This is a genomic window from Paraburkholderia sp. J10-1 (assembly GCF_905220165.1).
Classification (GTDB): domain Bacteria; phylum Pseudomonadota; class Gammaproteobacteria; order Burkholderiales; family Burkholderiaceae; genus Paraburkholderia.
This window is the reverse complement of sequence record NZ_CAJMYW010000021.1, coordinates 68,339-90,031: the sequence shown is the minus strand read 5'-3', so window position 1 is coordinate 90,031 and position 21,693 is coordinate 68,339. Positions and strand designations below refer to the sequence as shown.

Annotated in this window: 17 protein-coding genes; all 17 read left to right on the top strand. The window is 68.0% G+C overall.

Features of this window, described 5'->3' with window-relative positions:
- The 17 genes from U5A65_RS36000 to U5A65_RS35920 all read left to right on the top strand — a co-directional run bounded on the left by U5A65_RS36000 (position 1) and on the right by U5A65_RS35920 (position 21,652).
- Entirely contained in the window at positions 1-1,800 is a 1,800-nt protein-coding gene (locus U5A65_RS36000; protein WP_321949238.1) for a tetratricopeptide repeat protein, read from the top strand.
- A gap of 279 nt (positions 1,801-2,079) precedes the next feature.
- Positions 2,080-3,837, top strand: coding sequence for a phage tail sheath family protein (locus U5A65_RS35995; protein ID WP_321949237.1), 1,758 nt, complete (start codon positions 2,080-2,082; stop codon positions 3,835-3,837).
- A gap of 22 nt (positions 3,838-3,859) precedes the next feature.
- The gene (locus tag U5A65_RS35990; protein ID WP_415766233.1) at positions 3,860-4,387 is read left to right on the top strand and encodes a phage tail protein; all 528 of its coding nucleotides are present in this window, start codon (positions 3,860-3,862) and stop codon (positions 4,385-4,387) included.
- Positions 4,388-4,401: 14 nt separating this feature from the next.
- Positions 4,402-5,154: a hypothetical protein gene (locus tag U5A65_RS35985; RefSeq protein ID WP_321949235.1), complete on the top strand. Its 753-nt coding sequence runs from the start codon at positions 4,402-4,404 to the stop codon at positions 5,152-5,154.
- Positions 5,151-6,275, top strand: coding sequence for a hypothetical protein (locus tag U5A65_RS35980; RefSeq protein WP_321949234.1), 1,125 nt, complete (start codon positions 5,151-5,153; stop codon positions 6,273-6,275). The genes U5A65_RS35985 and U5A65_RS35980 overlap by 4 nt, the downstream gene beginning before the upstream one ends.
- On the top strand, positions 6,272-7,507 hold the full coding sequence (locus U5A65_RS35975) for a DUF4255 domain-containing protein (protein WP_321949233.1): 1,236 nt from the start codon (positions 6,272-6,274) through the stop codon (positions 7,505-7,507). Before U5A65_RS35980 ends, U5A65_RS35975 begins: the two co-directional genes overlap by 4 nt.
- Positions 7,504-9,615 (top strand): ATP-binding protein, encoded by a 2,112-nt coding sequence (locus U5A65_RS35970; RefSeq protein ID WP_321949232.1) that lies wholly within the window; start codon positions 7,504-7,506, stop codon positions 9,613-9,615. The genes U5A65_RS35975 and U5A65_RS35970 overlap by 4 nt, the downstream gene beginning before the upstream one ends.
- Complete coding sequence (locus U5A65_RS35965) at positions 9,612-9,983, top strand: hypothetical protein (RefSeq protein ID WP_321949231.1); 372 nt, start codon at positions 9,612-9,614, stop codon at positions 9,981-9,983. The genes U5A65_RS35970 and U5A65_RS35965 overlap by 4 nt, the downstream gene beginning before the upstream one ends.
- Positions 9,980-10,642, top strand: coding sequence for a hypothetical protein (locus tag U5A65_RS35960; RefSeq protein ID WP_321949230.1), 663 nt, complete (start codon positions 9,980-9,982; stop codon positions 10,640-10,642). Before U5A65_RS35965 ends, U5A65_RS35960 begins: the two co-directional genes overlap by 4 nt.
- 28 nt (positions 10,643-10,670) lie before the next feature.
- Complete coding sequence (locus U5A65_RS35955) at positions 10,671-10,976, top strand: LysM domain-containing protein (RefSeq protein ID WP_321949229.1); 306 nt, start codon at positions 10,671-10,673, stop codon at positions 10,974-10,976.
- 3 nt (positions 10,977-10,979) lie between these two features.
- Positions 10,980-12,137, top strand: coding sequence for a hypothetical protein (locus U5A65_RS35950; RefSeq protein ID WP_321949228.1), 1,158 nt, complete (start codon positions 10,980-10,982; stop codon positions 12,135-12,137).
- Entirely contained in the window at positions 12,134-12,655 is a 522-nt protein-coding gene (locus tag U5A65_RS35945; protein ID WP_321949227.1) for a phage baseplate assembly protein V, read from the top strand. Before U5A65_RS35950 ends, U5A65_RS35945 begins: the two co-directional genes overlap by 4 nt.
- A 43-nt stretch (positions 12,656-12,698) precedes the next feature.
- Positions 12,699-13,022: a PAAR-like protein gene (locus tag U5A65_RS35940; RefSeq protein ID WP_321949226.1), complete on the top strand. Its 324-nt coding sequence runs from the start codon at positions 12,699-12,701 to the stop codon at positions 13,020-13,022.
- Positions 13,023-13,037: 15 nt separating this feature from the next.
- A complete protein-coding gene (locus U5A65_RS35935; RefSeq protein ID WP_321949225.1) occupies positions 13,038-13,394 on the top strand; it encodes a GPW/gp25 family protein in 357 nt (118 codons plus the stop codon).
- Position 13,395: 1 nt separating this feature from the next.
- The gene (locus U5A65_RS35930) at positions 13,396-16,395 is read left to right on the top strand and encodes a putative baseplate assembly protein (protein WP_321949224.1); all 3,000 of its coding nucleotides are present in this window, start codon (positions 13,396-13,398) and stop codon (positions 16,393-16,395) included.
- Complete coding sequence (locus U5A65_RS35925) at positions 16,392-19,457, top strand: putative baseplate assembly protein (protein ID WP_321949223.1); 3,066 nt, start codon at positions 16,392-16,394, stop codon at positions 19,455-19,457. The genes U5A65_RS35930 and U5A65_RS35925 overlap by 4 nt, the downstream gene beginning before the upstream one ends.
- The gene (locus tag U5A65_RS35920) at positions 19,454-21,652 is read left to right on the top strand and encodes a hypothetical protein (protein WP_321949222.1); all 2,199 of its coding nucleotides are present in this window, start codon (positions 19,454-19,456) and stop codon (positions 21,650-21,652) included. Before U5A65_RS35925 ends, U5A65_RS35920 begins: the two co-directional genes overlap by 4 nt.
- Positions 21,653-21,693: the final 41 nt, after the last annotated feature.

Sequence of the window (21,693 nt, the reverse complement as noted above, 5' to 3'; positions counted from 1 at the left end):
ATGCCCTGGCCATTCCTTCCTGAAGATCCCGGCACTGAAGCCTGGCGCGCAGCGCGAGGCCAGGGCCGGCCTGCGCGCGGCGCGCGCCGCCGCTTCGCGCGTGGGCGGCGGGGCCACGTTGGCCCCCATGTGCGCTGGATCGCCGCGAGTCCGGGCGGCGACAAAGGCAGCCGCATCGAAACGCTGATGAACTATCTCAAGTTCGCGTTTGCCGTATTCGGCGTTCTGGCGTTGTTCGCGATCATTTTCATGAACTTGCCGCCGCGCATGCTGGTCGAGCCGATTTCGGTGCCGAAGGCGCTCGCCGACCAGGGATTTACGGAGACGGTCGCCCAGCAGCGGCTTGCGTCGTACCTTAAAAAAATGATCGAGGAGGCGCAACAGACCATGCCTGCGCAGATTCGCGATTCGATCGAGGCCGATCAACAGGACGGCAACATCGAAATTGAGGGCACGGGCGTGTCGCTCGAAACGATTACGCAGTACGCCAAACGACTTTTTGGCCGGTACGACGCTTACATACGCGGCGCGCTAGTGCGCTCGGCGGACGGCAAGTACAGCTTTCTTTTTACGGTGACCGAAGGTGGAAGCGAATGGCCCATCGACCCGAAGGCCATGCCCTGGACGCCAGAAGCGAGCGAAGCCTTGCATTCGGAGCCGACCGGCGTAACCGGGTCGGAGCAGGAGGCGGATGCTGCGTGGCACGCCGAGGCGGACGTCGACTCTTCAAAGCCCGGCGACATCTCGGTGGGCGTGACGGGTCCGTCACCGGACCCGCGCGTCCCGCTCAAGGATGCCGCCAACCAGATCTTGCAGCAGCGCTCCCCCTTTATCTATGCGTCCGCGCTCTCGACCCGCGCGAGGAACATTTGCTATGAGTACGACGGCAATTGCGACTATGAGGACGCAATTGCGGCGTTCCACGACGTCATTCGCGATGGCGCGTCGGGGCGGTTCTACAAATGGAGCTGGCTCGCGCTTTCGAAGATCGACGAGGACAGGGGCGACTATGCCGGTGAGGTGGAGAAGGCGATGCTGGCGGTCGCGCTCGACGACAGATTCTATTGGGGGTATTACAACTGGGGCGTCGGGCTTGCCGAGCAGGGCTGCCACAAGGAGGCACTCGAAGCGTTCACGAAGTCTCTCGAACTTCATCCGGTGGACTTCGCCTACAACGCAGCGGGACGCACCGCGCTCGATCTTGCCTTGCAGGTCGGCGGCCCCGCCAACGACCCGCAGCGCGCCGCGTATCTGGTCGAAGCGCAGCGGGATCTGGAGATCGCCACCACGATCAATCCTGGCTACGCGGAGGCGCATATCAACCTGGCCGATACACTGGTGGCCGAGTCATCGCCGCGTGCGCTGGAGCAGGCGAGGCATCAATACGCGAGGGCACTGCTGCTAGGAACGTCGCAAACGGGCCGCACTGTAGCCGATTTGACGGAAAGCGGCGTGATGCCGGCAGGCGCCACTGAGAACGACGTGTCGCGCAGCGCGCTCGTCGCCCTCGAAGATGCCCAGCTCGACACACCCGAGTGCAGGAACCTGAGCCCCAATCTCGCCCATTCGGTTCTGGCGGCCAAAGGGTGCCTTTCCCTGAGGCAACAGGAGCGTATGCACGATGCTGGCCTCCTGAGCGCCGCGACGCCTGCCGTGGCGATCCGGGTGACGCACGACCCGCACGATTGCAGCCGTCAGAGCGTGAGGGCGAACACGAAGCCGCCGCGTCCAGTATTGCTCGATCCGAGCGTGAGTGCCGCGGAGCTTGCCGAACAATCCGCTGTGGTCGGCCCGCCATGAGCGGCCGCTGAGCGCGCGCCGGGTCGAATTTGCCTCACCTTGCGCGCCGAATGTCCCACCAAGCCCCGCATTCCCTGGTGTTTTGCGCGCCGTCGCGCCCAGCGCACTGCATTGAAGGGCGCGGCGGCGCCCGGTCCGCGTCTTGCTTTGTCCCAAAGGCCGCGTCGATGGCTTTGAATCTCGCGCGGCGTGTGCATTCCGTCCATTCGTCCATTGAAGCGGCCAGCTCGCGCGCTTGCGGTTCAAGCACCGATCCACGCTTTTTGCTGGGAGCGATCCATGCCCGTTACGTTGACTTATCCCGGTGTCTACGTCGAAGAGATTCAAAGCGCGGTGCACACCATCACAGGAGTTGCGACTTCGATCGCCGCGTTTGTCGGGCAGACGGCGAAAGGCACCGCCGAAGAACCGACCATCGTGCACAGCTTCAGCGAGTTCGAGCAAGGCTTCGGCGGCCTCACGGCGAACATGATGCTCGGCTTTGCCGTGCGCGACTTCTTTCTGAACGGCGGCAGCGAGGCGATCATCGTGCGCATCGTCGCGGGTCTGGCGGCGGGCGCCGCGCCGGCCGCGCCTGCAGCAGGCGCACCGGCCGGTGGCGCGCCCGCGGCAGACGCGCCAGCCGGCGGCGCCCCAGCCACTGCCGGCGGCGCGCCGGCGGCGCCAGCAGCGCCCGCAGCGCCGGCGGACCCCGACGACCCGCCCGGGCCAGCAACCGCCGCGACGATCACATTGAAGGGCGACGGCGGCGATCTGGTCCTGCAGGCGTCCAGCGTGGGCGGCTGGGGTAATTCGCTCACAGCGACCGTGGACAACAACATGCTGAGCGCGCCGGCGGCCGGCGCCAAACGCACGACGTTCAATCTCACGATCAAACAAAACGCCAACGCGAGCGCGGCCAGCGCGGTGGCGGCGGGCAAATCGGCAGGGGCGCCGGCGGCGGCGATCGAGCGGTTCCTCAACGTCTCGGTGGACCCCAAGAGCCCGAACTTCGTCACCAACGTGCTCGCGAACCAGTCCTCGCTGGTGATCGTCGCGCCGGCCGCGAAGGGCGTGTTCCTGCCCAACCCCGCCACGGTTCAGTCCGATGGCAAAGGCGCAAACGGCGGCGCGCCGGGCGACGCGGACCTGACCGGCGACGGCATAGTCGGCTTCCAGGAAAACAAGCATGGCATCTATGCGCTCGCTAAAGCGGACATCTTCAACCTGCTGTGCATTCCGCCGCTCACGCAGGGCTCGACGCTTTCGGTGCCCGTGGTGACCGCCGCTGTTGCATACTGCGAAACGCGCCGCGCCATGATGATCGTCGATGCGCCCGCTGACTGGGGTAAAGCGGCTACCGCCGTCACGGGCGCGCAGGACCTGTCCGGCAACGTGGGCGCGCTAAGCCGCAACGCGGCGCTCTTCTTCCCGCGCATCAAGCAGCCCAACCCGCTGATGAACAACCAGATGCAGGAGTTCGTGCCGTGCGGCGCGATCGCCGGGGTGTTCGCCCGCACGGATGGCCAGCGCGGCGTGTGGAAAGCGCCCGCCGGCGTGGACGCGACGCTCGTGAACGTGCCGCAGGTCACCGTGCCATTGCACGACGGCGAGAACGGCGACCTGAACCCGCTAGGCGTGAACTGCCTGCGCGCGTTCCCGGTGGTCGGCCGGGTGGTATGGGGCTCGCGCACGACTAAAGGCGCCGATGTTCTCGCCGACGACTACAAGTACATTCCCGTGCGGCGTCTTGCACTCTTTATCGAAGAGAGTCTTTATCGCGGCACGCAGTGGGTCGTTTTCGAGCCCAACGACGAGCCGCTGTGGTCGCAGATCCGCCTGAACGTCGGTGCGTTCATGCAGAACCTGTTCCGCCAGGGCGCCTTCCAGGGGCAAACGCCAACCGATGCGTACTTCGTGAAATGCGACAAGGAAACCACGATCCAGAACGACATCGACCTTGGCATCGTGAACGTGATCGTCGGGTTCGCGCCGCTCAAGCCCGCCGAATTCGTCGTGATCCAGTTGCAGCAGATCGCCGGACAGATTCAGGTCTAACCCTCAAGCAACGGAGATCATGATGGCCGAGTTCACCGTCAACGCCCAGCGCTTCGATCCGTACAAGAACTTCAAATTCCGCATCAAGTGGGATGCGAAATACGTCGCCGGCATCAGCAAGATGAGCGCGCTCAAGCGCACGACCGAGGTCGTCAAGCATCGCGAGGGCGGCGACCCCAGCAGCAGCCGAAAATCGCCGGGCAAGAACGAGTACGACGCGATCACGCTCGAGCGCGGCGTGACGCATGACACTGAGTTCGAGAAGTGGGCGAACAAGGTTTGGCAATACGGCGCAGGCCTCGGCATGGAAGTCTCGCTGAAGGACTTCCGCAAGGACCTCATCATCGAGGTCTACAACGAAGCGGGCCAGCTCGCGATTGCCTATAAGGTGTACCGCTGCTGGATTTCGGAGTACCAGGCATTGCCCGACTTCGACGCGAACGCGAATGCGGTCGCCATCCAGCATATCAAGCTGGAAAACGAGGGCTGGGAGCGCGACCAGAGCGTCACCGAGCCTCAGGAGCCGACGTTTACGAATCCTTCGACCTGAAAGCGGAGCGGATCGTGAACCGTCTTGGCAGCGCCGCGTTGCTCGATGCGTGGGACAAGGGACACACGCTCTCCGCCAACGCGTGGGCGCTCTGGTTCGCGGCTGCGTGCAGGCCGGCGCTCGCGCCCGGGCACGAAGCCTCAGACGAGCCACAGCAGTGGCCGGTGGGCAAGCGTGACCGCGAGTTGCTGCGCGTGCGCGTCGCGGCTTTCGGGCCCACGCTCGAAGCCGTGGCCGCGTGCCCCGCATGCGGCGCGCAAGCGGGTTTCGAGGTACCGGGCGAGGCGCTCTTCGCGCAAGCCTGCGCCGATGAGGCGAGCGTGCCGCGCGAGCGGGTCATCGACGGCTTCCGGCTCGCCTGGCGGCCGGTGACGGCGGGTGACCTGCTCGCGATCGAAGGCGCACACGACGCGGGCGAGGCCGCGAAGGCCCTGCTCGAACGCTGCGTGCGCGCCCGGCGCGACGACGGCTCGATGGTCGAGGTGCACAGCCTTCCCGCGTCGGTGCGCGCGGCGTTAGGCGAGTGCCTGGAAGCGGCCGACCCGCAAGCGAGCCTGCGTGTCGCGCTCAGTTGCCCGGCATGCGGACACCAGTGGACGATGGCATTCGACATCGTCTCGTTCCTGTGGCACGAGTTGAGCGCGTGGGCGCTGCGTTTGCTGGGCGAAGTGCACGCACTCGCGCAGGCTTATGGATGGAGCGAGGCAGACATTCTCGCGCTCAGTGCGGCGCGACGGCGCCGCTATCTCGGGATGCTGACGTCATGAGCGACTTTCTCCTCTCGCTCGCCAGACGCTCGCTGGGCGTGGAGCCCGTCATCGCGCCGAGAATCGCGCCCTTGTTCGCGCCCGCGCCGCTCGCGCTGGAGCACGGCATCGGACATGCGTGGTCCGCGTTTGCCGAGGCGCCGCCGTTCGAGCCGCTCGATGCGCAGACACCAGGCGCTGACGGCGATCCGCGGCGCGAAATCGCGTTCGCGGAGGAGCCACGCCCATTGGCTCGCACACAGCCGCACGCGTTGCACAGCACCGCGGAGCATGCAGCGGATGCCGGCGACAGAGACTGGGCAAGCGCGCAAACCGCAAGCGATGACGATGAATTTCAAACGGCTGCGCGCGCTGCGGCGTCCCCACGCTCGCGCGGCCACGTGAGCGAGCTTCTCGCAGCACCCGCGTCGACGGCCGTTGCGCTATCCAGCGGTGTGTCGCCGGGCAGAGGACTGGCAGCGCCAAACGCGTTGTCAGACGGCGACGATGCAAGCGAGTCGCAGCAGGCGGCCGCGCCGGCGGTCCCCGCAATCGCGTCGTTCGATGCTGCTTCATCACTGCCCGATCGCATCGAGCACAGCGAGCCGTCGCCATATGCCGGCCATGCCCCACGTGAGACCGCCGCGTGGACCGCCGCCTCCGTTGCCGGAAGCGTCGCGCCGCGGCCTGTGCAGCAGCGAGACGCGCGTGCGGCCGCCTTCGTCAGGATTGCCACTCAACACGGCGACGAACCGCTCGATCAGCCACCGGACCCGCACCGGGTGTCGCCGCCGCACGAGGCGCGCTACGACGCCGCCCAGCCCGCGCATGCACCGATGAGCGCACGCGCGCACGATGACCACGAGCCTGTGCACACGTCGTACTCGAATCGCGCTTCGCCGAGGGAGATTCCACGCGCAATGCCACGCGAGGTGGCGCGCCGCGAGCCGCTCGCGTTCGTACCCGCAGCGCCGCCCGAGCGCGCGAACGCCGGGCCGACCGTGCACGTTACGATTGGGCGCGTCGAGATCCGCGCGGCGCCCGCGCCCGCGCCGGCGCCACCCAGGGCGGCGCAACTGGAGCGAGAGCCGTCGCAACTCGCGCGTTATCTGAACAAGCGCTCCGGGAGGGGGCCGTCATGAGCGCGAATGCCATCGCGGCCGTGACCGCGGCGTTGCGCAATCTGCTCGCCAATGGCGTCGCGGCCGAAACCGCCTTGCAGGACACGGTGGTCACCACGCTTCCGATGGACCGCGCGCGCGAACCCAATGCCAGCGGCAACCAGTTGAACCTGTTTCTGTACCAGGCGTCGCCGAACGCCGCGTGGCGCAACCAGGTCATGCCGCGCCAGGTGCAGCCGCTCGAATCGGGCTTTGCGCCGCTTGCGCTCAACCTCTACTACCTGATCACTGCATACGGCCGCGACAACGACGCGCAAACGCCGTTCAGCCACTACCTGCTGGGCCGCGCGATGAGCGTGATGCACGATCATCCGCTGCTGGGCAGTGAGGAGATCCGGCTCGCGCTGCCCGAGAACGACACGTATTTGCAGATCGAGCGAATCCGCTTCACTTTGCAGCCGTTGTCGGTCGAGGACATTTTCAAGCTCTGGTCGGGCTTCCAGACGCAGTACCGCTTGTCGGCCTCGTACGAGGCGGCTGTGGTGCTGATCGAAAGCGCGCGCGCGGCCAGCGCGCCGTTGCCGGTGCTCACGCGCGGCGCGGGGGATACGGGGCCAGTCGCGCAGGCAAGTCTCGATCCCGTCGTGCCGACGATTTCCAGTATCCTGCTGCCCGGCGGTCAGTTCAGCGCCCAGCCCGGCGACAAGATCTCGATCAAGGGCGCGTTGCTGGCGGGCGACAAGGTGGAAGTTCTGCTCTTCCACCCGCTCCTCGACGCACCGATCAGCATCACGGCCGCCGCGACCTCCACAGCCACGAACATCGACGTCACGCTCGATCCGGCCGCGGGCGCCTGGGCGGCGGGCTGGTATTCGGTGGCCGTGTCCGTGACGTCGAACCCGGGCAAGGCGAGCGCGCGCGTCGCCACGACCAGCCAGTTGCCAATGGCGCTGGCGCCCACGCTGACGAGCACCATGCCCGTGAGCGCCACCATCGCGAATGGCGCCGCGACCCTCAAGCTCAAATGCTCGCCGGACGTGCTGCCCGAACAACGCGTGACGCTGCTGCTCGGCGACCAGCAGGTGCCGGCCGCCGCGCGCACGGCCGCGACGAGCGCGCTCCAGTTCACCGTGGCGCAGGCCGTGGCGGGCCAGTATCTGATCCGCCTGCGCGTTGATGGCGTCGACAGCCTGCTCGTGGACACGTCGGTGCGGCCGCCCGTTTACCGCAAGCACAGGGCGGTGCTCAAATGAACACGCCTGTCAGCTGGGAGGCGCAGAACGCCGTGTGGCTTTCCGGCGCGCTTGCGTGGCTGCGCCTACGGCTCGCATGGCTCGCCGAGAGCGACCCGGACGCGCGGCGCGGCGCCACGCCCGCGAGGGAGGGCGTGCGCGCGGCGGATACGGACGCAGATGGGAACACGGATGCGGATGCGAGCGCGGCCGGCGAAACCGCTGGCAGCACGGCCGCCGCCTTGCGCGCGAGCGAGGCGCAGCTCGCTTCGATCGCCAGCGCGGATGCGCCGCCGAATGCGTTACACCTCCTCGCGCACCGCCTCGGGTTGTCCCCGTTCGAAGAGAACGTGTTGCTACTGTGCGCGGCCATGGAGCTGGACACGCGCGTCGCCGAGCTGTGTGCACGCGCGCAATATCCCGCCGTGCGCCCGTACCCAACGTTCGCGCTCGCGCTTGCGCTGTTCGACAACCCCGCGTGGGATCTCATGTCACCGGAGCGACCGCTGCGCTACTGGCATCTGATTGCGATCGGCGGCGGCGAGGGCGAGCCGCTCACAGTGCGCCCGCTGCGCATCGACGAGCGCATCTGCTCCTGCATCAAGGGGCTGAATTATCTCGACGTGCGTCTCGCCGCGCTCGTGACCCACGCGCGCACGGCAAGCGGCACCTCCCGGCCGCAGCCTTCGCAGGAAGGCGCGTTTGCGGCGGCGGTCGAGGCCTGGGAGTCGCCGCCCGAGGGTTCACGCTTGCCGCTCCTGCAACTGCTCGGCACCGATGCCGCCGGCAAGCTCGCGCTGGCGGGCCGCGTCGCGGCCGGCTTTCGCAGCGAGCTGTATCGGCTCGACGCCGAAATCTTGCCCGAGCAGCCCGCCGAGCTCGACCTGCTCGCGCGCCTATGGCATCGCGAATCCATGCTCGCGAACGTCGCGTTGTACGTTGAGCTTGCCGATCGCGACAGCGCGGACGAAGCGCGCGCTGTCGCCACGCTGCGCCGCTTTCTTTCGCGCAGCGAGGGCGCGTGCTTCATCGACGCCCGCGACAGGGTCTCGAAACCAGGCCGCCCCTCGGTCGATATCGACGTCGCCAAGCCCACGCCCGCCGAACAGCGCACGCTCTGGAGTCTGGCGCTGCGTGGCCGGGGTGTGCGCATTTACGGCGCGCTCGCCACGCAGTTCGATCTCGACGCCACCGAAATCAGCCGGCTTGCCGCGCAGACGCTCGCCCACTTCGGCGCGAGCGAAGGCGAGGCATTCGAAGAGCGCCTGTGGGACGCATGCAGCGACAGCGCGCGCCCGACCCTGAGCCACCTCGCACAGCGCATCGATGCGCGCGCCGAATGGGCAGATCTCGTGCTGCCCGCGGAGCAGCTTGCGCTGCTCAAGCAGATTTGCGTGCAGGTGCGCCATCGCGGTGTGGTCTATGAAGACTGGGGCTTTGCGCGCAAGGTGAGCCGCGGGCTTGGCATCAGCGCGCTCTTTAGCGGCGACAGCGGCACCGGCAAGACCATGGCCGCCGAGGTGATCGCCAACGACTTGCGATTGAGCCTTTACCGCATCGACCTTTCCTCGGTGGTGAGCAAATACATCGGCGAAACCGAGGTGAATTTGCGCCGCCTTTTCGACGCGGCCGAAGACGGCGGCGCCATTCTCTTCTTCGACGAATGCGATGCGCTCTTCGGCAAGCGCAGCGAAGTGAAGGACAGCCACGACCGCTACGCGAACATCGAGATCAACTATCTGCTTCAGCGCATCGAGTCGTTCCGCGGGCTCGCGATACTCGCGACCAACATGCGCACGGCGCTCGACAGCGCGTTCGTGCGGCGCCTGCGCTTCGTCGTGAATTTTCCGTTTCCCGGCGTCGCGGAACGCAAGTGCATCTGGGAGAAGGCCTTTCCCGCGCAAATGCCTCGCGAGGAACTCGATTTCGCGCGGCTCGCGCGGCTCAACCTCTCGGGCGGCAATATTCACAGCGCCGCGCTGAGCGCCGCGTTTCTGGCCGCGCACGCATGCCAGCCACTCGGCATGAACGAGATCATGACCGCCGTGCGCACGGAACTGGGCAAGCTCGGCAGACCCGTCAACGAGGGCGAACTGCGGCTCGTGAGTGACCAGGGAGGCGCGCGATGAGAATCGAGCTGCATATCGAGCGAGTCGTGCTGGAGGATCTCGGGATCTCGCCGGGCAGCCGCGATGCGCTCGAAGCGGCATTGCGCGCCGAGCTTGGGCGTCTTCTCGAAACGGAGTCGTTCGCGCGGAGCCGGGCGCGAACCGGGTTACGCGGCGACACTGTACGGAGCGTGAGGGGGGCGCCGCTCGTGTTGCCCGAACACGCTGCGCATGGGCAGCGCGGCTATGCGGGCATACTCGGCGCGCGAATTGCGAGTTCACTTGCGGGATCGATAGCCGGCTCGATATCCGCTTCGATCGCGGCGCGCCCGGCAAGCACGGCTGCACCGTCGACGCGGGGCCCCGCAGCGGCGGGAGGTTCGCGATGAGCACCTATCCCATGGGCCCGAGGCTCCTGAAGGGCGCGATCGTCGGCATCGATCTCACCAATCCGCTCGCGAGCGTCATCATGTTCCAGTACAACCCCGAGTCGCTCACGCGCACGCTGCAGGCGCAGGGCATGGGCGGCGAGCCGGGCGGCCGCGACGAAGTCATGCGCCTGAAGGGCGCGCCGATCGAGACGATCAAGGTCGATGTGGAGATCGACGCCACGGATCAGCTCGAATCTGGCGACAGCATCGCGCTCACCATGGGCATCTACCCGCAGCTCTCGCAACTCGAAATGCTGATCTACCCGAAGAGCGCGCTCGTGATCGCGAACACGGCACTGCTCGCGGCCGGCACGATCGAAATCATTCCGCCCATGGCGCCGTTCACGCTCTTCATCTGGGGGCTCAAACGGGTGCTGCCGGTGCGGCTCACCGACTTCAGCATCACCGAGGAAGCGCACGACGACCAGTTGAACCCCCTGCGCGCGAAAGCGTCGCTCGGCTTGCGCGTGCTGAGCTACAACGATCTGTCGATCACCAACCCCGGCTACCACCTGTTTCTCACGCATCAGATCGTCAAGGAGACCATGGCGACGATTGCGAGCGTCAACAACATCGGCGCGGTGCTGGGCGGCAACACCAGCATCCCGCTCACCTGAATCGACCGGACCCACCAGGAACGCCGCCATGTTCGACTACACGAGCCGCTACTACTCGCTCGACCAGGCCGTCTACACTGCCGCTGACGGCCGCGAGCATCCCTATGTCCTGCGCCGTTTTCTGCCGCAGCCGGCCAGCTTGCCGCTGCTCACTCAGGTAAGCGTCACGCAGGGAGACCGCCTCGATCTGATCGCCGCGCGCACGCTGGGTGTGGCCACGCAGTTCTGGCAGATCTGCGACGCCAACACGGCGCTCGACCCATTCGACCTCACGGGCGACGCGGCAATCGGCACGCTCGTGAACGTGCCCATGCCGCAAACGCCGCAAGGGTGAGCGATGGACCCGTCCTCCGCCGCCGCCAGCCTGCTCGGCACACGGCTCACGCTGTGGCTCGGGCCCACGCTCGCCGCGCCGGCCCCGGCACTGATCGTGGAGGCGCTCACGCACGTCGAGGTATCGCTCAGCGACGGCCCGCATGACGGCTTTCGGCTGGTGTTCTCGGTGGGGCGCACGAGCACGCTCGCGCTCGACTACGCGCTCCTCGCGAACCCGCTGCTCAAGCCTTCCACGCGCGTGGTCATCCAGGTGTGGCTGGGCGTGTTTCCGCAGGTGCTGATCGACGGCATCATCGTCAACACGCAGTTGAAGCCCTCAGCGGAGCCGGGCGCCTCGACGCTCACCGTGATCGGCGAGGACATCCGCTCGATGATGGATATCCATCAGACCGCCATGATCTACCCGGCGCAGAGCATCTACTCGATCATTCAGCAGACCTTGCTGACATACATGATGTACCTCGGCACGCCGCCCATCGTCATGCCCGCCGACCCGAGCGTCGCGCCGCCCACCGAGCAGATTCCCATCAGGACCGACACCGATCTGGGCATGCTGCTCGCGCTCGCGCACGACTACGGCTGCGTGTTCTATGTGGAGCCGACCCCGGTGCCGATGGTGAATCAGGCGTACTGGGGGCCGTTGAATCTCGCCACGCAGCCGCAAACCGTGCTCTCCGTGAACATGGGGCCGGAAACCAACGCGACGATCGATTTCGAGTTCAACGGCAGAAAGCCGGCGCTGGTCGCGGGCGCCGTGATCGACCCCATGACGCAGATGCCGCTGCCCGTCGTGACGCTCACTTCCACGCTGCCGCCGCTCGCCGCCATGCCGGCCATGGTGGTTCAGCCGCAGACCACGCGCAGCGTGACGCCGAGGCATGCAAGCGGCCTTTCGTATGCCCGCGCGCAGTTGCGCGCGCAGGCGCGCACCAACCGCGCGAGCCACGCGCTCGAAGCGACCGGCGAGCTGGACATGCTGCGCTACGGCACGATCCTGCGTCCGCGCCGGCTCGTGAGCGTGCGCGGCGCGGGCTATCTGCACGACGGCTTTTACTACGTGAAGGACGTCACGCACTCGATCGGCAAGGGCGAGTACAAGCAGCGCTTCACCTTGACGCGTGAAGGTTTCGGTTCATTGACTCCGGTGGTGCCGACATGAACGACGAGCAGCGCTACTTCGGCAAATATCGCGGGACCGTCGTTAACCCCACGACGCCCGAGACGAACGGAAGGATTACGGCGACGGTCACGGTAGGCGGCACGCCGATGCTGGTCGTGGCCGAGGCCTGCACGCCGTTCGCCGGCGCTTCGATGGGCTTTTACGGCATGCCGCAGGCTCAGGCCGGCGTGTGGATCGAGTTCGAGGAGGGCGACCTGAACCGGCCGATCTGGACCGGATGCTGGTGGCCCGAAGGGCAACTCGCGCTCGCGCTCGGCACCGGCGTCGACTTCACGACGCTGCCGCTCGCCATGCAGTCGGCGGCGGGCAACCGGCTCGTCATCAGCACGTTGAGCGACGACTGCATCACGCTGGAAACGGCGCTTGCCGACGCCGGGGCGCGCGTTGTCATCTCGATGGACAAGCTCACGCTCTCGTTTGGCCCGCTGGTGTCGATCGAGTTGTCGATCGATGGGGTGAAGATCTGCGGCGAGGCGCTGACCGTCGTTCCCGTATGAGCGAGCGAAGCGCACACGGAAGCGCGCACGAAGGAGAAACACCATGCCGGGTTTTCTGCTGCATAGCGGGGCCCTCGTCACCTGCTCGCATCTGGGCACGGCCGAGCCGATGACGGTGAGCCCGCAAGTGAGCGTGAGCGGGCAGCCCATCGTCACGCAAACCAGCACGTATGGTGTAACCGCGTGCCAGTTGCCCACGGTGAGCTCGGGCGCGCCGCCTTGCGCGAGCGCGAGCTGGCTTTGCGGCGCTACCCAGGTGTTCTCCAATGGCGCGCCGGTGCTGCTCACGGACAGCCAGTCCGTCTGCGCGCCAACGGGCACGCCGCTCATCATCGGTCTCACGCAGTTCGCCGTGAAAGGTCAGTGAGGAGGCTGCGGCGCCATGAACATCGCCTTTCCGTTCCGCTACGATCCGCGTGGGCGCACCGCCGAGGCGAGCGACCCCGACCACGTGCGCGACCTGATCGAGCAGATGCTCTTCACCAACCCCGGCGAGCGTGTGAATCTGCCTGACCTCGGCTCAGGGCTCCAGCAAATGGTGTTCGCGCCGAACAGCGCCGAACTCGCGGCGGCGTTGCAGTTCTCCGTGCAGGCTTCGTTGCAGCGCTGGCTGGGCGACCTCGTCGATATCCGTTCGCTGAGCGTGAGCGCAAGCGATTCGGCACTCACGGTGAACCTGCAGTACCAGATACGCGGCGCGACGCAGGCCGTCAACGCGCAGTTCATACGGGCCATCTGACATGACGCCGACGCCACTGATCCCGCCGATCACGCCGCTGCGCGAGGATGACCGCCAGCGGCGCATCGACGCGCGCCGCAAGGGGCTCAACGGCATCGACTATGTCGAGACCGGCGACGACCCGCACCGCATCAACGTGTACTTTTTCCTCGACGCGCCGGAGAAGCTCGACGCGTCCCACTGCACGATCGAGGGCGGCGTGCGCGTTCGCGGGATCCGCGTGCTGGGCGTGCGCGAGGCGGACGACGCGCCGCCCGGCGACCAGTGCGCCACACTCAGCGTCGACCGGCCAGGCGACTTTTCGATCTACACGCTCGTCATTGCGGGCTTGCCGGGGTTCGATCCGCACTACACGCGCTGCGCGTTCAGCTTCCGCGCGGCGGAACCGAAGGAGCTCGACTGCGTGCGCGACGCCACGACGGCGCCGCTCGCGCTGTACGAGCCGGAGATCGACTATCTATCGAGGGACTACACGAGCTTGCGCCAGCTCCTCATGAACCGGCTGGCGCTCGTCATGCCGCAGTGGAGCGAGACGCACGAGCCGGACGAAGGCGTGGCGCTCGTCGAGATCCTGGCCTACGTGGGCGACTATCTGAGCTACTTCCAGGACGCGGTGGCGACCGAGGCGTACCTGGGCACGGCGCGGCTGCGGGTGTCCGTGCGCCGCCATGCGCGGCTCGTCGACTATGCCATGCACGAGGGCTGCAACTCGCGCACGTGGATCTGCATCGACAGCGAAGCCGACGTGCCGCCGTTCGCGCCTTCGGCGTGCCGTTTCATCACCGACTGGCACGCGCTGTTGCCGGACCCCGACGCGGTCATCGAGCCTCGCGAGCTGGCAGATGTGCCCGGCGATGCCTATCAGTCGTTCTCCGCGGTCCAGACGAAGCCTTTCACGATCCGCGCGGCGCACAGCCAGATTTCGTTTTACGCGTGGGGCGCCACGCAATACACGCTCGCCGCCGGCGCCACCGCGGCCACACTGGTCGACGGCTGGCATGATGAGGATGCCGAAGCTTCACCGGGACACGACAAACCTGGCGCAGACGGCACAACAGGCGGCGCGGACGCGGCGCAAGACGCGGCGGAGCGCGCGGAAAGCGCGAAGCGCAGCCGGAGTCACGCAAGCGTCAAGGCCAACGGCGATGCAAACGGGCATGCAAACGGACATGCAGCGGGACACGAAAGCGCCGCGGGCGAAGCGGAGCAGACCAGCAGCCTGCGGCGCGGCAAGGCGGAAAAAGCCGGGAAGCACGCAAAGCCGGAGCGGCCAGCGGACAACAACACCTCGCGGCGGCGCAAGCTCGCGCATTTGCGGCCGGGCGACTATCTGCTGATCGAGGAGATCCGCAGCCCGCTTACGGGCGAGACCTTCGACGCCGACGCCGCGCACCGCCAGGTGGTGCGGCTCACGCGCGTCGAGCCGTCGTTCGATCCGCTCTACGAGCAGCCGCTCGTCGAAGTCGAATGGGCGCCCGAGGATGCGCTCGGCTTCGCGCTCGTTGTGGCGGCCGTCGGGCCGCCGCCCGCGTGCGAATATCTGGGTCCCGTGACAGGCGCGGCGGCGCCAGCCGACATCATGGTCGCGCGCGCGAACCTGTGGCTCGTCGATCACGGCTCGCCCGTGCAGGAGGACATCGAAGATCGCGTGCCGGCGGCGCTCGTGTCCCAGCGTTGCGAGGATGTGGGACTCACCACGCAGGCGCTAGTCGAGCCGGGCGTTTTCGCGCCCACGCTTCTACGCCGCGGGCTCACGCTGCGCGTGCCGCCGCGCGCGGGCGTCCCGGCCTCGGCAGCGCTCGCGCAAGACTCGCGCAGCGCCGTGCCGCAAATCCGCTTGATCTCGATCCCCGGCCTGCCCGATGGCTCCGGCGCGCTGTTTTCGTTCGACGATCTCGACGCACCGCAAGCACTGCTCGCGCGGCTCAAGGCGCGCGATCCGGCAACGCATGCGCTGTACGACCGCTTCCCGCGCGCGCTGCGTGCGGCGTTGCGCAAGTACGACGGCAAGTCGCCTTCGGCTTCGCTCGTCGCGATGCTCGAAAGCCAGCTCGCTGCGCTCGTCGTCGAATGGACCGCGCGGCCCGACCTGCTTTCGAGCGGCCCTGACGATTACCACTATGTCGTCGAGATCAACGACGACAGCGCGGCGCAACTGCGCTTCGGCGACGGGCAAACGGGCATCCGGCCCGAGGCGGGCAGCGCGTTTCGCGTGGCCTACCGCGTCGGCAACGGCACCACGGGCAACGTGGGCGCGCAGACGATCACGCATCTCGCTTTCACCGCGACGACCGTCGTGCCGGGCATCCGGCGCGTGTGGAATCCGCTGGCGGCGACAGGCGGCACCGACCCGGAATCGCTCGACGACGTGCGCACGAACGCGCCGGCCGCGTTTGGGGACAGCATCGAGCGCGCCGTCACCGCCGACGACTACGCGGCGATTGCCGCCCGTCACGCCAGGGTGCGCCGTGCGGCGGCCACCCTGCGCTGGACCGGCGACCGATACGCGGCGGTCGTGTCGATCGCGCCGTATGGCAGCGACGACGTGCCGCCCGCGCTGCTCGGCCAGGTCGCGCGCTTTCTCGAACACTACCGGCGCATCGGCCACGATCTCGAGGTGAGGGCGGCCACATGGGTGCCGCTCGATATGGTGCTCGCGCTCGACGTCGCGCCCGATTATCTGCGCGGGCACGTCGAGGCCGCGCTGCTTGACGCCTTCGGCACGGGACCGGCGCGTCGGGCGGCGTCGGGCCTGTTCGCGCCGGACAACCTCGGGTTCGGCGACGACGTCCATCTGAGCCGGATCGTCGCGACCGCACAGGCAGTGGAAGGTGTCGTGCGCGTGACGGTCGAGCGTTTCGAGCGCATGTTCGTGCCGTCGCGCGACGCGATCGAAAGCGGCGTGCTGCCGCTCGCGCCGCAGGAAATCGCGCGCGTCGACAATGACCCGGATTTCCCCGAGCACGGCCGAATCCGGTTTCGCATGCGGGGGGGACGATGAGCACACCGTGCGGCTGTTCCGATGATTGCCCTGACCCTGCCGCCACGGCAAGGACGCCCGGGACGATCTCGAACCGTCCGGGACTCGGTGCGCTCGCCTACCGCATCGGCACCTGGTCGAGATTCATGCAGACGATGCAGGGGCGCATTGCGTCCTTCTACAACGCGCTGCCCGCGCAAAGCGACGGGCCACCCGGGCCGCCGAGCCCGCCGCCCATGACGCGCGAGCCCGGCGACCCGGCGTTCGCGCTGCTCGACGCCTGGGCGATCGTGGCCGACGTGATCACGTTCTACCAGGAACGCATAGCCAACGAAGGTTACGTGCGCAGCGCAACCGAGCTTCGCTCGCTGCAGGAGCTGGCGAAGCTCGTGAACTATCGGCCGCGCCCGGGCGTGGCCGCGTCGACGACGGTCGCCTATACCGTGCAGGACCAGGGCGCGGACGCCAACGTCGCAGTGCCGGCGGGCAGCGCGATGCAAACCCTGCCGGTGGCCGGCGAGATCCCGCAGGTGTTCGAGACGAGCACGCCGCTCACCGCGCGCGCGAGCTGGACCGCGCTCGCGCCGCGCAGCGCCCGCGCGCAGCAGGTGACGGGCGACGCGGATGTCATCTACGTGAATGGCACGTCCACGAAGCTCAAGGCCAATGATCCGCTGCTGATCGTAGAGGGCGCGAGCCATACGGTCAGGCGCATCGAGTCGGTCAGCGTCGATGTGCCGAACAAGCGCATCACGCTCATGCTGCAATCGGCTGGCGCAGCCGCGCCCGCTCCCGTTGCGCTCGCCATGACCGTGAAGCCCGCAGCGCAGGCAAACGCAGCCACCCCCGCAGCCGGATCGCCGCCCGCCACGCCCGCGCCGGAAAAGCGCGCGCCGGTTTTCGCCGACAGCGCGCCGCCCCTTCTCGCGCGCTCGTTTTCGCAGGCGCTCGTGCGAGCGCCTTCCGCGCATCCCGCCAACGCGGCGGCGCTGGCGCAAACCCTATCCGAAACGTTGCAGCCCGACACCGACACCACGCGCCAGATGCTCGTGAAGTTCGCCCCGGCGCTCCAGGGTCCGCTCGATACGGCCTTGCGCAACACGACCATTGCGCCGCAACCGGACGTCCAGGTGTTCGCCTTCAACGTGCAGGCGGCGCCGTTCGGCAGCAGCGCGCCGTTGCAAACGATCTACGGGCATGGAAACCTGCCGCTGCGCCAGGTCGAATGGAGCTTCGGCGTGCCCGGTATGCCGCTCAACCAGCACCTCGACACGATCGCCGAACCGGTGGCGCCCCCGGCATTCGAATCGCCCGATGTGCTGTACCTCGACGGGACGTACGACAGGATCATCGCGAATAGCTGGATCATCGTGCTCGGCGTGGACGGCAACAATGCGCCGACGGCGCCCGTGGTTAGCCAGGCCGCCGAGGTCCACAACGAATCGCGCGCCGACTACGGCGTCTCCGCGAAAGCCACACGCATCAAGCTTGCCAATCCACCCTGGTTCGACGTGCCCACGCACTCGTTCAAGACGGCCGTGCGCGGCAGCGTGGTGTATGCGCAGAGCGAGGCGCTCGATCTCGCGCGAACGCCCGTGACCCAGGACATCGCCGGTGCAACGATCGAGCTCGACGATCTGCACGACGGCATGACCCCTGGGCAATGGCTCGTGATCAGCGGCGAGCGCACCGACGTGCCCGACACCCAGGGCGTAAACGGCACCGAACTCGTGATGCTGGCGAGCGCGCAGCATGCCGTCGAAACCGTGGCGGACAACGCTGGCACCCAGACTTCCGGCGGGAACGCGAATAGCAGCGCGGGCAACGAGCGCGCCGCGCAAGCGTTGCTGCCGGGCGGGCGCATGCGCACCACGCTCACCCTTTCGGCGCCACTCGCCTATGTGTACAAGCGCGAGAGCATCACGCTCTCCGGCAACGTCACGACCGCCACGCACGGCGAAACCCATTCGGAGATTCTCGGCAGCGGCGACGGCCGGGCCGCGCTGCGCACCTTCACTTTGCGGCGCTCGCCGCTGACCTATGTGCCGGCGCCGAGCGCATCGGGCATTGCGAGCACGCTTGCCGTCACGGTGAACGGCGTGGCATGGCGCGAAGTCGCCACCTTGCGCACCGCGGGGCCGAACGATCGCGTGTTCACCACGCGCACGCTCGCCGACGGCACGACTCAGGTGAGCTTTGGCAACGGCACACAAGGCGCGAATCTGCCCTCGGGAATCGAAAACGTTCAAGCGACCTATCGGACGGGCATCGGCTCCAGCGCGAACGGCGGGGCGGGGCAGGTGAGCCAGCTCGTGACGCGTCCGCTCGGCGTGATGAGCGTGGTGAATCCCATCGGCGCGAGCGGGGGCGCCGACCCGGACGGCCCCGACGAGATCCGCCAGAACATGACGCTGGGCCTGGCTTCGCTCGACCGCCTCGTGTCGGTCTCCGACTTCGAGGACTTTTGCCGCCACTTTGCCGGCGTCGCGAAGGCGAGCGCCGTGCAGGTGCCGGTTGGCACGGCTCGGCTCGTGCACGTGACGATCGCCGCGAAGGGCGACGCGCCGCTCGACGAAAACGGCGCGCTACTCGTGAATTTGCGCGCGGCGCTCGCGCAGTATGGCGATCCCCGTTTGCCGGTGCGCGTCGCGCCGCGTGACGTCTTGCTGCTGGTGATCAGCGCCCGGGTGCGCGTGACGAGCGGCAATCAATGGTCGGACGTCGCGCCGCGAGTGCGGGGGGCGCTGCTCGACACCTTCGGCTTCGAGCGGCGCGCGCTCGGGCAGCCGGCCGCGTTGAGCGAAGCCATCGCCGCCATGCAGGGCGTGGCGGGCGTGGAGTACGTCGACGTCGATGTGTTCGACCGCGTCGCGCAGGACACCGTATTCGAGGATCTCCAGCGCATTGCCAATGCCCCCGCAAGCGTGCCGAAACCGGTCGTCGAGGCCCGCCTCGCGCGGCGCCGCGCAAAAGGCACTGGCACCGGCATTGGCACCGGTGCCGGGTCCGTGCGCGCGGCGCAAATCGCGTGGCTCAGCGCGGACGTGCCGGGCACGCTGACCATCACGGAGATCGCGTCATGAGCACGCCCTTCGACGATCGCCTGTACAACCTTCTGCCGAGCGTCTACCGGCAGCGCGACGCCGATTTCGGCCAGCCGCTGCGCGCGCTCCTCGCGGTGATCGCCGAACAGGTCGACGCCGTCGAGCAGGATATCGCGGCACTCTACGACAACTGGTTCATCGAAACCTGCGCCGACTGGGTCGTGCCGTATCTCGGCGACCTGATCGGCTACCGGACGCTCAATGCGCCCGGCGCTCAGACCAGCGAATCGCCACAGCGCGCGGCGGCGCGCGGCCGCATCCTGTTTCCGCGCCGCGATGTCGCCAACACGCTGCGCTACCGGCGGCGCAAGGGCTCGCTCGCGTTGCTCGACGAACTCGCTGCGGCGGTCTCCGGATGGCCGGCGCATGCGGTCGAGTTCGCGCCGCTCATTGCCGCGACCCAGTCGCTCGATCACCTGCGGCCCGGCCGTGGCGGCACGGCTGCGGTGAGGGGGGCGCGCGCCATGGACCATATCGGCCTCGTCTCCGACGAAACCGCGCACCTCGTGGATCTGCGCCGTCCGCAGTCGCGCTTCCGCCAGGGGCGCTACGCGCCCGCCTCGGTCGGGCTGTTCGTCTGGCGCCTGAAGTCGTACGGCGTGGGCCGCACCGAGGCGTATTGCGTGGAGGAGGTTGGGCCACACTGCTACACCTTCAGCGTGCTCGGCAACGACGCGCCCCTGTTCGCGGCGCCCGACGCGAGCGGCACGCAAGGCACGAGTGGCGCGAGTGTGCCGCCATGGCCGGTGATGCTGCGCCGCGCCGATATCGCCGGCGACGACGGCCATGTCGATCCCCGCTACTACGGCGAGCACCGCAGCTTCGCGCTCTGGACCGGTGGGGAGAGCGCCGCGCCGTTTCCCGTCGGCACGCTGCGGGTGGCCGACCTGTCCGACTGGCGCGCCGCGCCCGCGCGCGGCACGGCCGTCGTGGACCCGGAATGCGGGCGCATCATGTTCGCGCCCGGCGAAGCGCCCGAGCGCGGCCTCTTCGTGTCGTATCACTACGGCAGCCCCGCCGATATCGGCGGCGGCCCCTATCCGCGCCCGCTGGCCGTGTGGGTCCCGCCGCCCGCCGCCGAGGGCGAGCACGCGGAGGTCGCCCGCTACACCGTCGGCAGCGAAGGCGATTTCCGCAAGCTGCATGAAGCGCTGCACGCATGGCATGAGGAAAAGCCGCGGTTTGCCGTCATCGAAATCGCAGCGAACGACGTGTTCACCGAGCCCGTGCGGATCGCGCTCGAAGAAGGGCAGAGTCTCGAAGTGCGCGCGGCCAACCGCGCGCGCCCGGTCATCCGCCTGCTGGACATACAGACCCACCGGCCCGACTACCTGGCGATCAGCGGCGCGGCGAAAAGCCGTCTCGTTCTGGACGGCCTTCTCGTGACAGGGCGCGGCGTCCAGGTCAAGGGCGAACTCGCGCACCTCACGATCCGCCATTGCACGTTCGTGCCCGGCTGGGAGGTCGAGCGCCAAACGGCCGCCGGGAACACGCCGCGCGCCGCGCTCCCATCGACTGCGTCGAGCGCGCCGAGCCTCATGCTGGTACGCACGCGCGCGCGCGTGACGATCGAACACAGCATTCTCGGCCCGATCCACGTGAGCAGCAGCGACCCCGAGCAGGAGCCGCTGCAACTGGCGATTCGCGACAGCGTGATCGACGCCCGATCCGCGCGCAACGCAGCCGTCGGAGCGGCCGGCGCCGAAGGCGACGAGGGGGCTCACGTCGCGCTGACCATCGCCCGCTGCACCGTATTCGGCATCGTCCGGGTGAACGCGCTCACGCTCGCGGAAAACTGCATCTTCAACGACGGCATCGCGGTGGAGCGCCGCCATACGGGCTGCGTGCGCTTTTGCTACGTGTCGCCGCGCGCTCGCACGCCGCGCCGCTACCGTTGCCAGCCGGACAGCGCGATGGCGGGCCAGCAGGGCACCGCACGCGAGGCGGCCGAGCAGCGGGTGCGGCCGGTTTTCAACAGCATGCGCTTTGGCTCGCCCGCCTATTGCCAGCTGGCGGGCAACTGCGCGCCGGAGATCGTCCGGGGCGCGGACGACGAGTCGGAAATGGGCGTCTTTCACGATCTCTACGAGCCGCAGCGCATGGAAAACCTGCTGACGCGACTCGAAGAGTATGTCCCGGCCGACGCGGACGTCGGCATCGTCGTCGTGAACTGACGCAAACGCACGCAGCGCGACCTTGCGTGGCGCAACGGAGG

Excerpts from the sequence above, each read along its gene's own strand:
- U5A65_RS35955 (WP_321949229.1), top strand. The coding sequence starts at position 10,671 with ATGTTCGACTACACGAGCCGCTACTACTCGCTCGACCAGGCCGTCTAC.
- U5A65_RS36000 (WP_321949238.1), top strand. The coding sequence starts at position 1 with ATGCCCTGGCCATTCCTTCCTGAAGATCCCGGCACTGAAGCCTGGCGC.
- U5A65_RS35995 (WP_321949237.1), top strand. The coding sequence starts at position 2,080 with ATGCCCGTTACGTTGACTTATCCCGGTGTCTACGTCGAAGAGATTCAA.
- U5A65_RS35920 (WP_321949222.1), top strand. The coding sequence starts at position 19,454 with ATGAGCACGCCCTTCGACGATCGCCTGTACAACCTTCTGCCGAGCGTC.
- U5A65_RS35980 (WP_321949234.1), top strand. The coding sequence starts at position 5,151 with ATGAGCGACTTTCTCCTCTCGCTCGCCAGACGCTCGCTGGGCGTGGAG.
- U5A65_RS35930 (WP_321949224.1), top strand. The coding sequence starts at position 13,396 with ATGACGCCGACGCCACTGATCCCGCCGATCACGCCGCTGCGCGAGGAT.
- U5A65_RS35960 (WP_321949230.1), top strand. The coding sequence starts at position 9,980 with ATGAGCACCTATCCCATGGGCCCGAGGCTCCTGAAGGGCGCGATCGTC.
- U5A65_RS35940 (WP_321949226.1), top strand. The coding sequence starts at position 12,699 with ATGCCGGGTTTTCTGCTGCATAGCGGGGCCCTCGTCACCTGCTCGCAT.
- U5A65_RS35935 (WP_321949225.1), top strand. The coding sequence starts at position 13,038 with ATGAACATCGCCTTTCCGTTCCGCTACGATCCGCGTGGGCGCACCGCC.
- U5A65_RS35970 (WP_321949232.1), top strand. The coding sequence starts at position 7,504 with ATGAACACGCCTGTCAGCTGGGAGGCGCAGAACGCCGTGTGGCTTTCC.
- U5A65_RS35975 (WP_321949233.1), top strand. The coding sequence starts at position 6,272 with ATGAGCGCGAATGCCATCGCGGCCGTGACCGCGGCGTTGCGCAATCTG.
- U5A65_RS35965 (WP_321949231.1), top strand. The coding sequence starts at position 9,612 with ATGAGAATCGAGCTGCATATCGAGCGAGTCGTGCTGGAGGATCTCGGG.
- U5A65_RS35950 (WP_321949228.1), top strand. The coding sequence starts at position 10,980 with ATGGACCCGTCCTCCGCCGCCGCCAGCCTGCTCGGCACACGGCTCACG.
- U5A65_RS35990 (WP_415766233.1), top strand. The coding sequence starts at position 3,860 with ATGGCCGAGTTCACCGTCAACGCCCAGCGCTTCGATCCGTACAAGAAC.
- U5A65_RS35945 (WP_321949227.1), top strand. The coding sequence starts at position 12,134 with ATGAACGACGAGCAGCGCTACTTCGGCAAATATCGCGGGACCGTCGTT.
- U5A65_RS35925 (WP_321949223.1), top strand. The coding sequence starts at position 16,392 with ATGAGCACACCGTGCGGCTGTTCCGATGATTGCCCTGACCCTGCCGCC.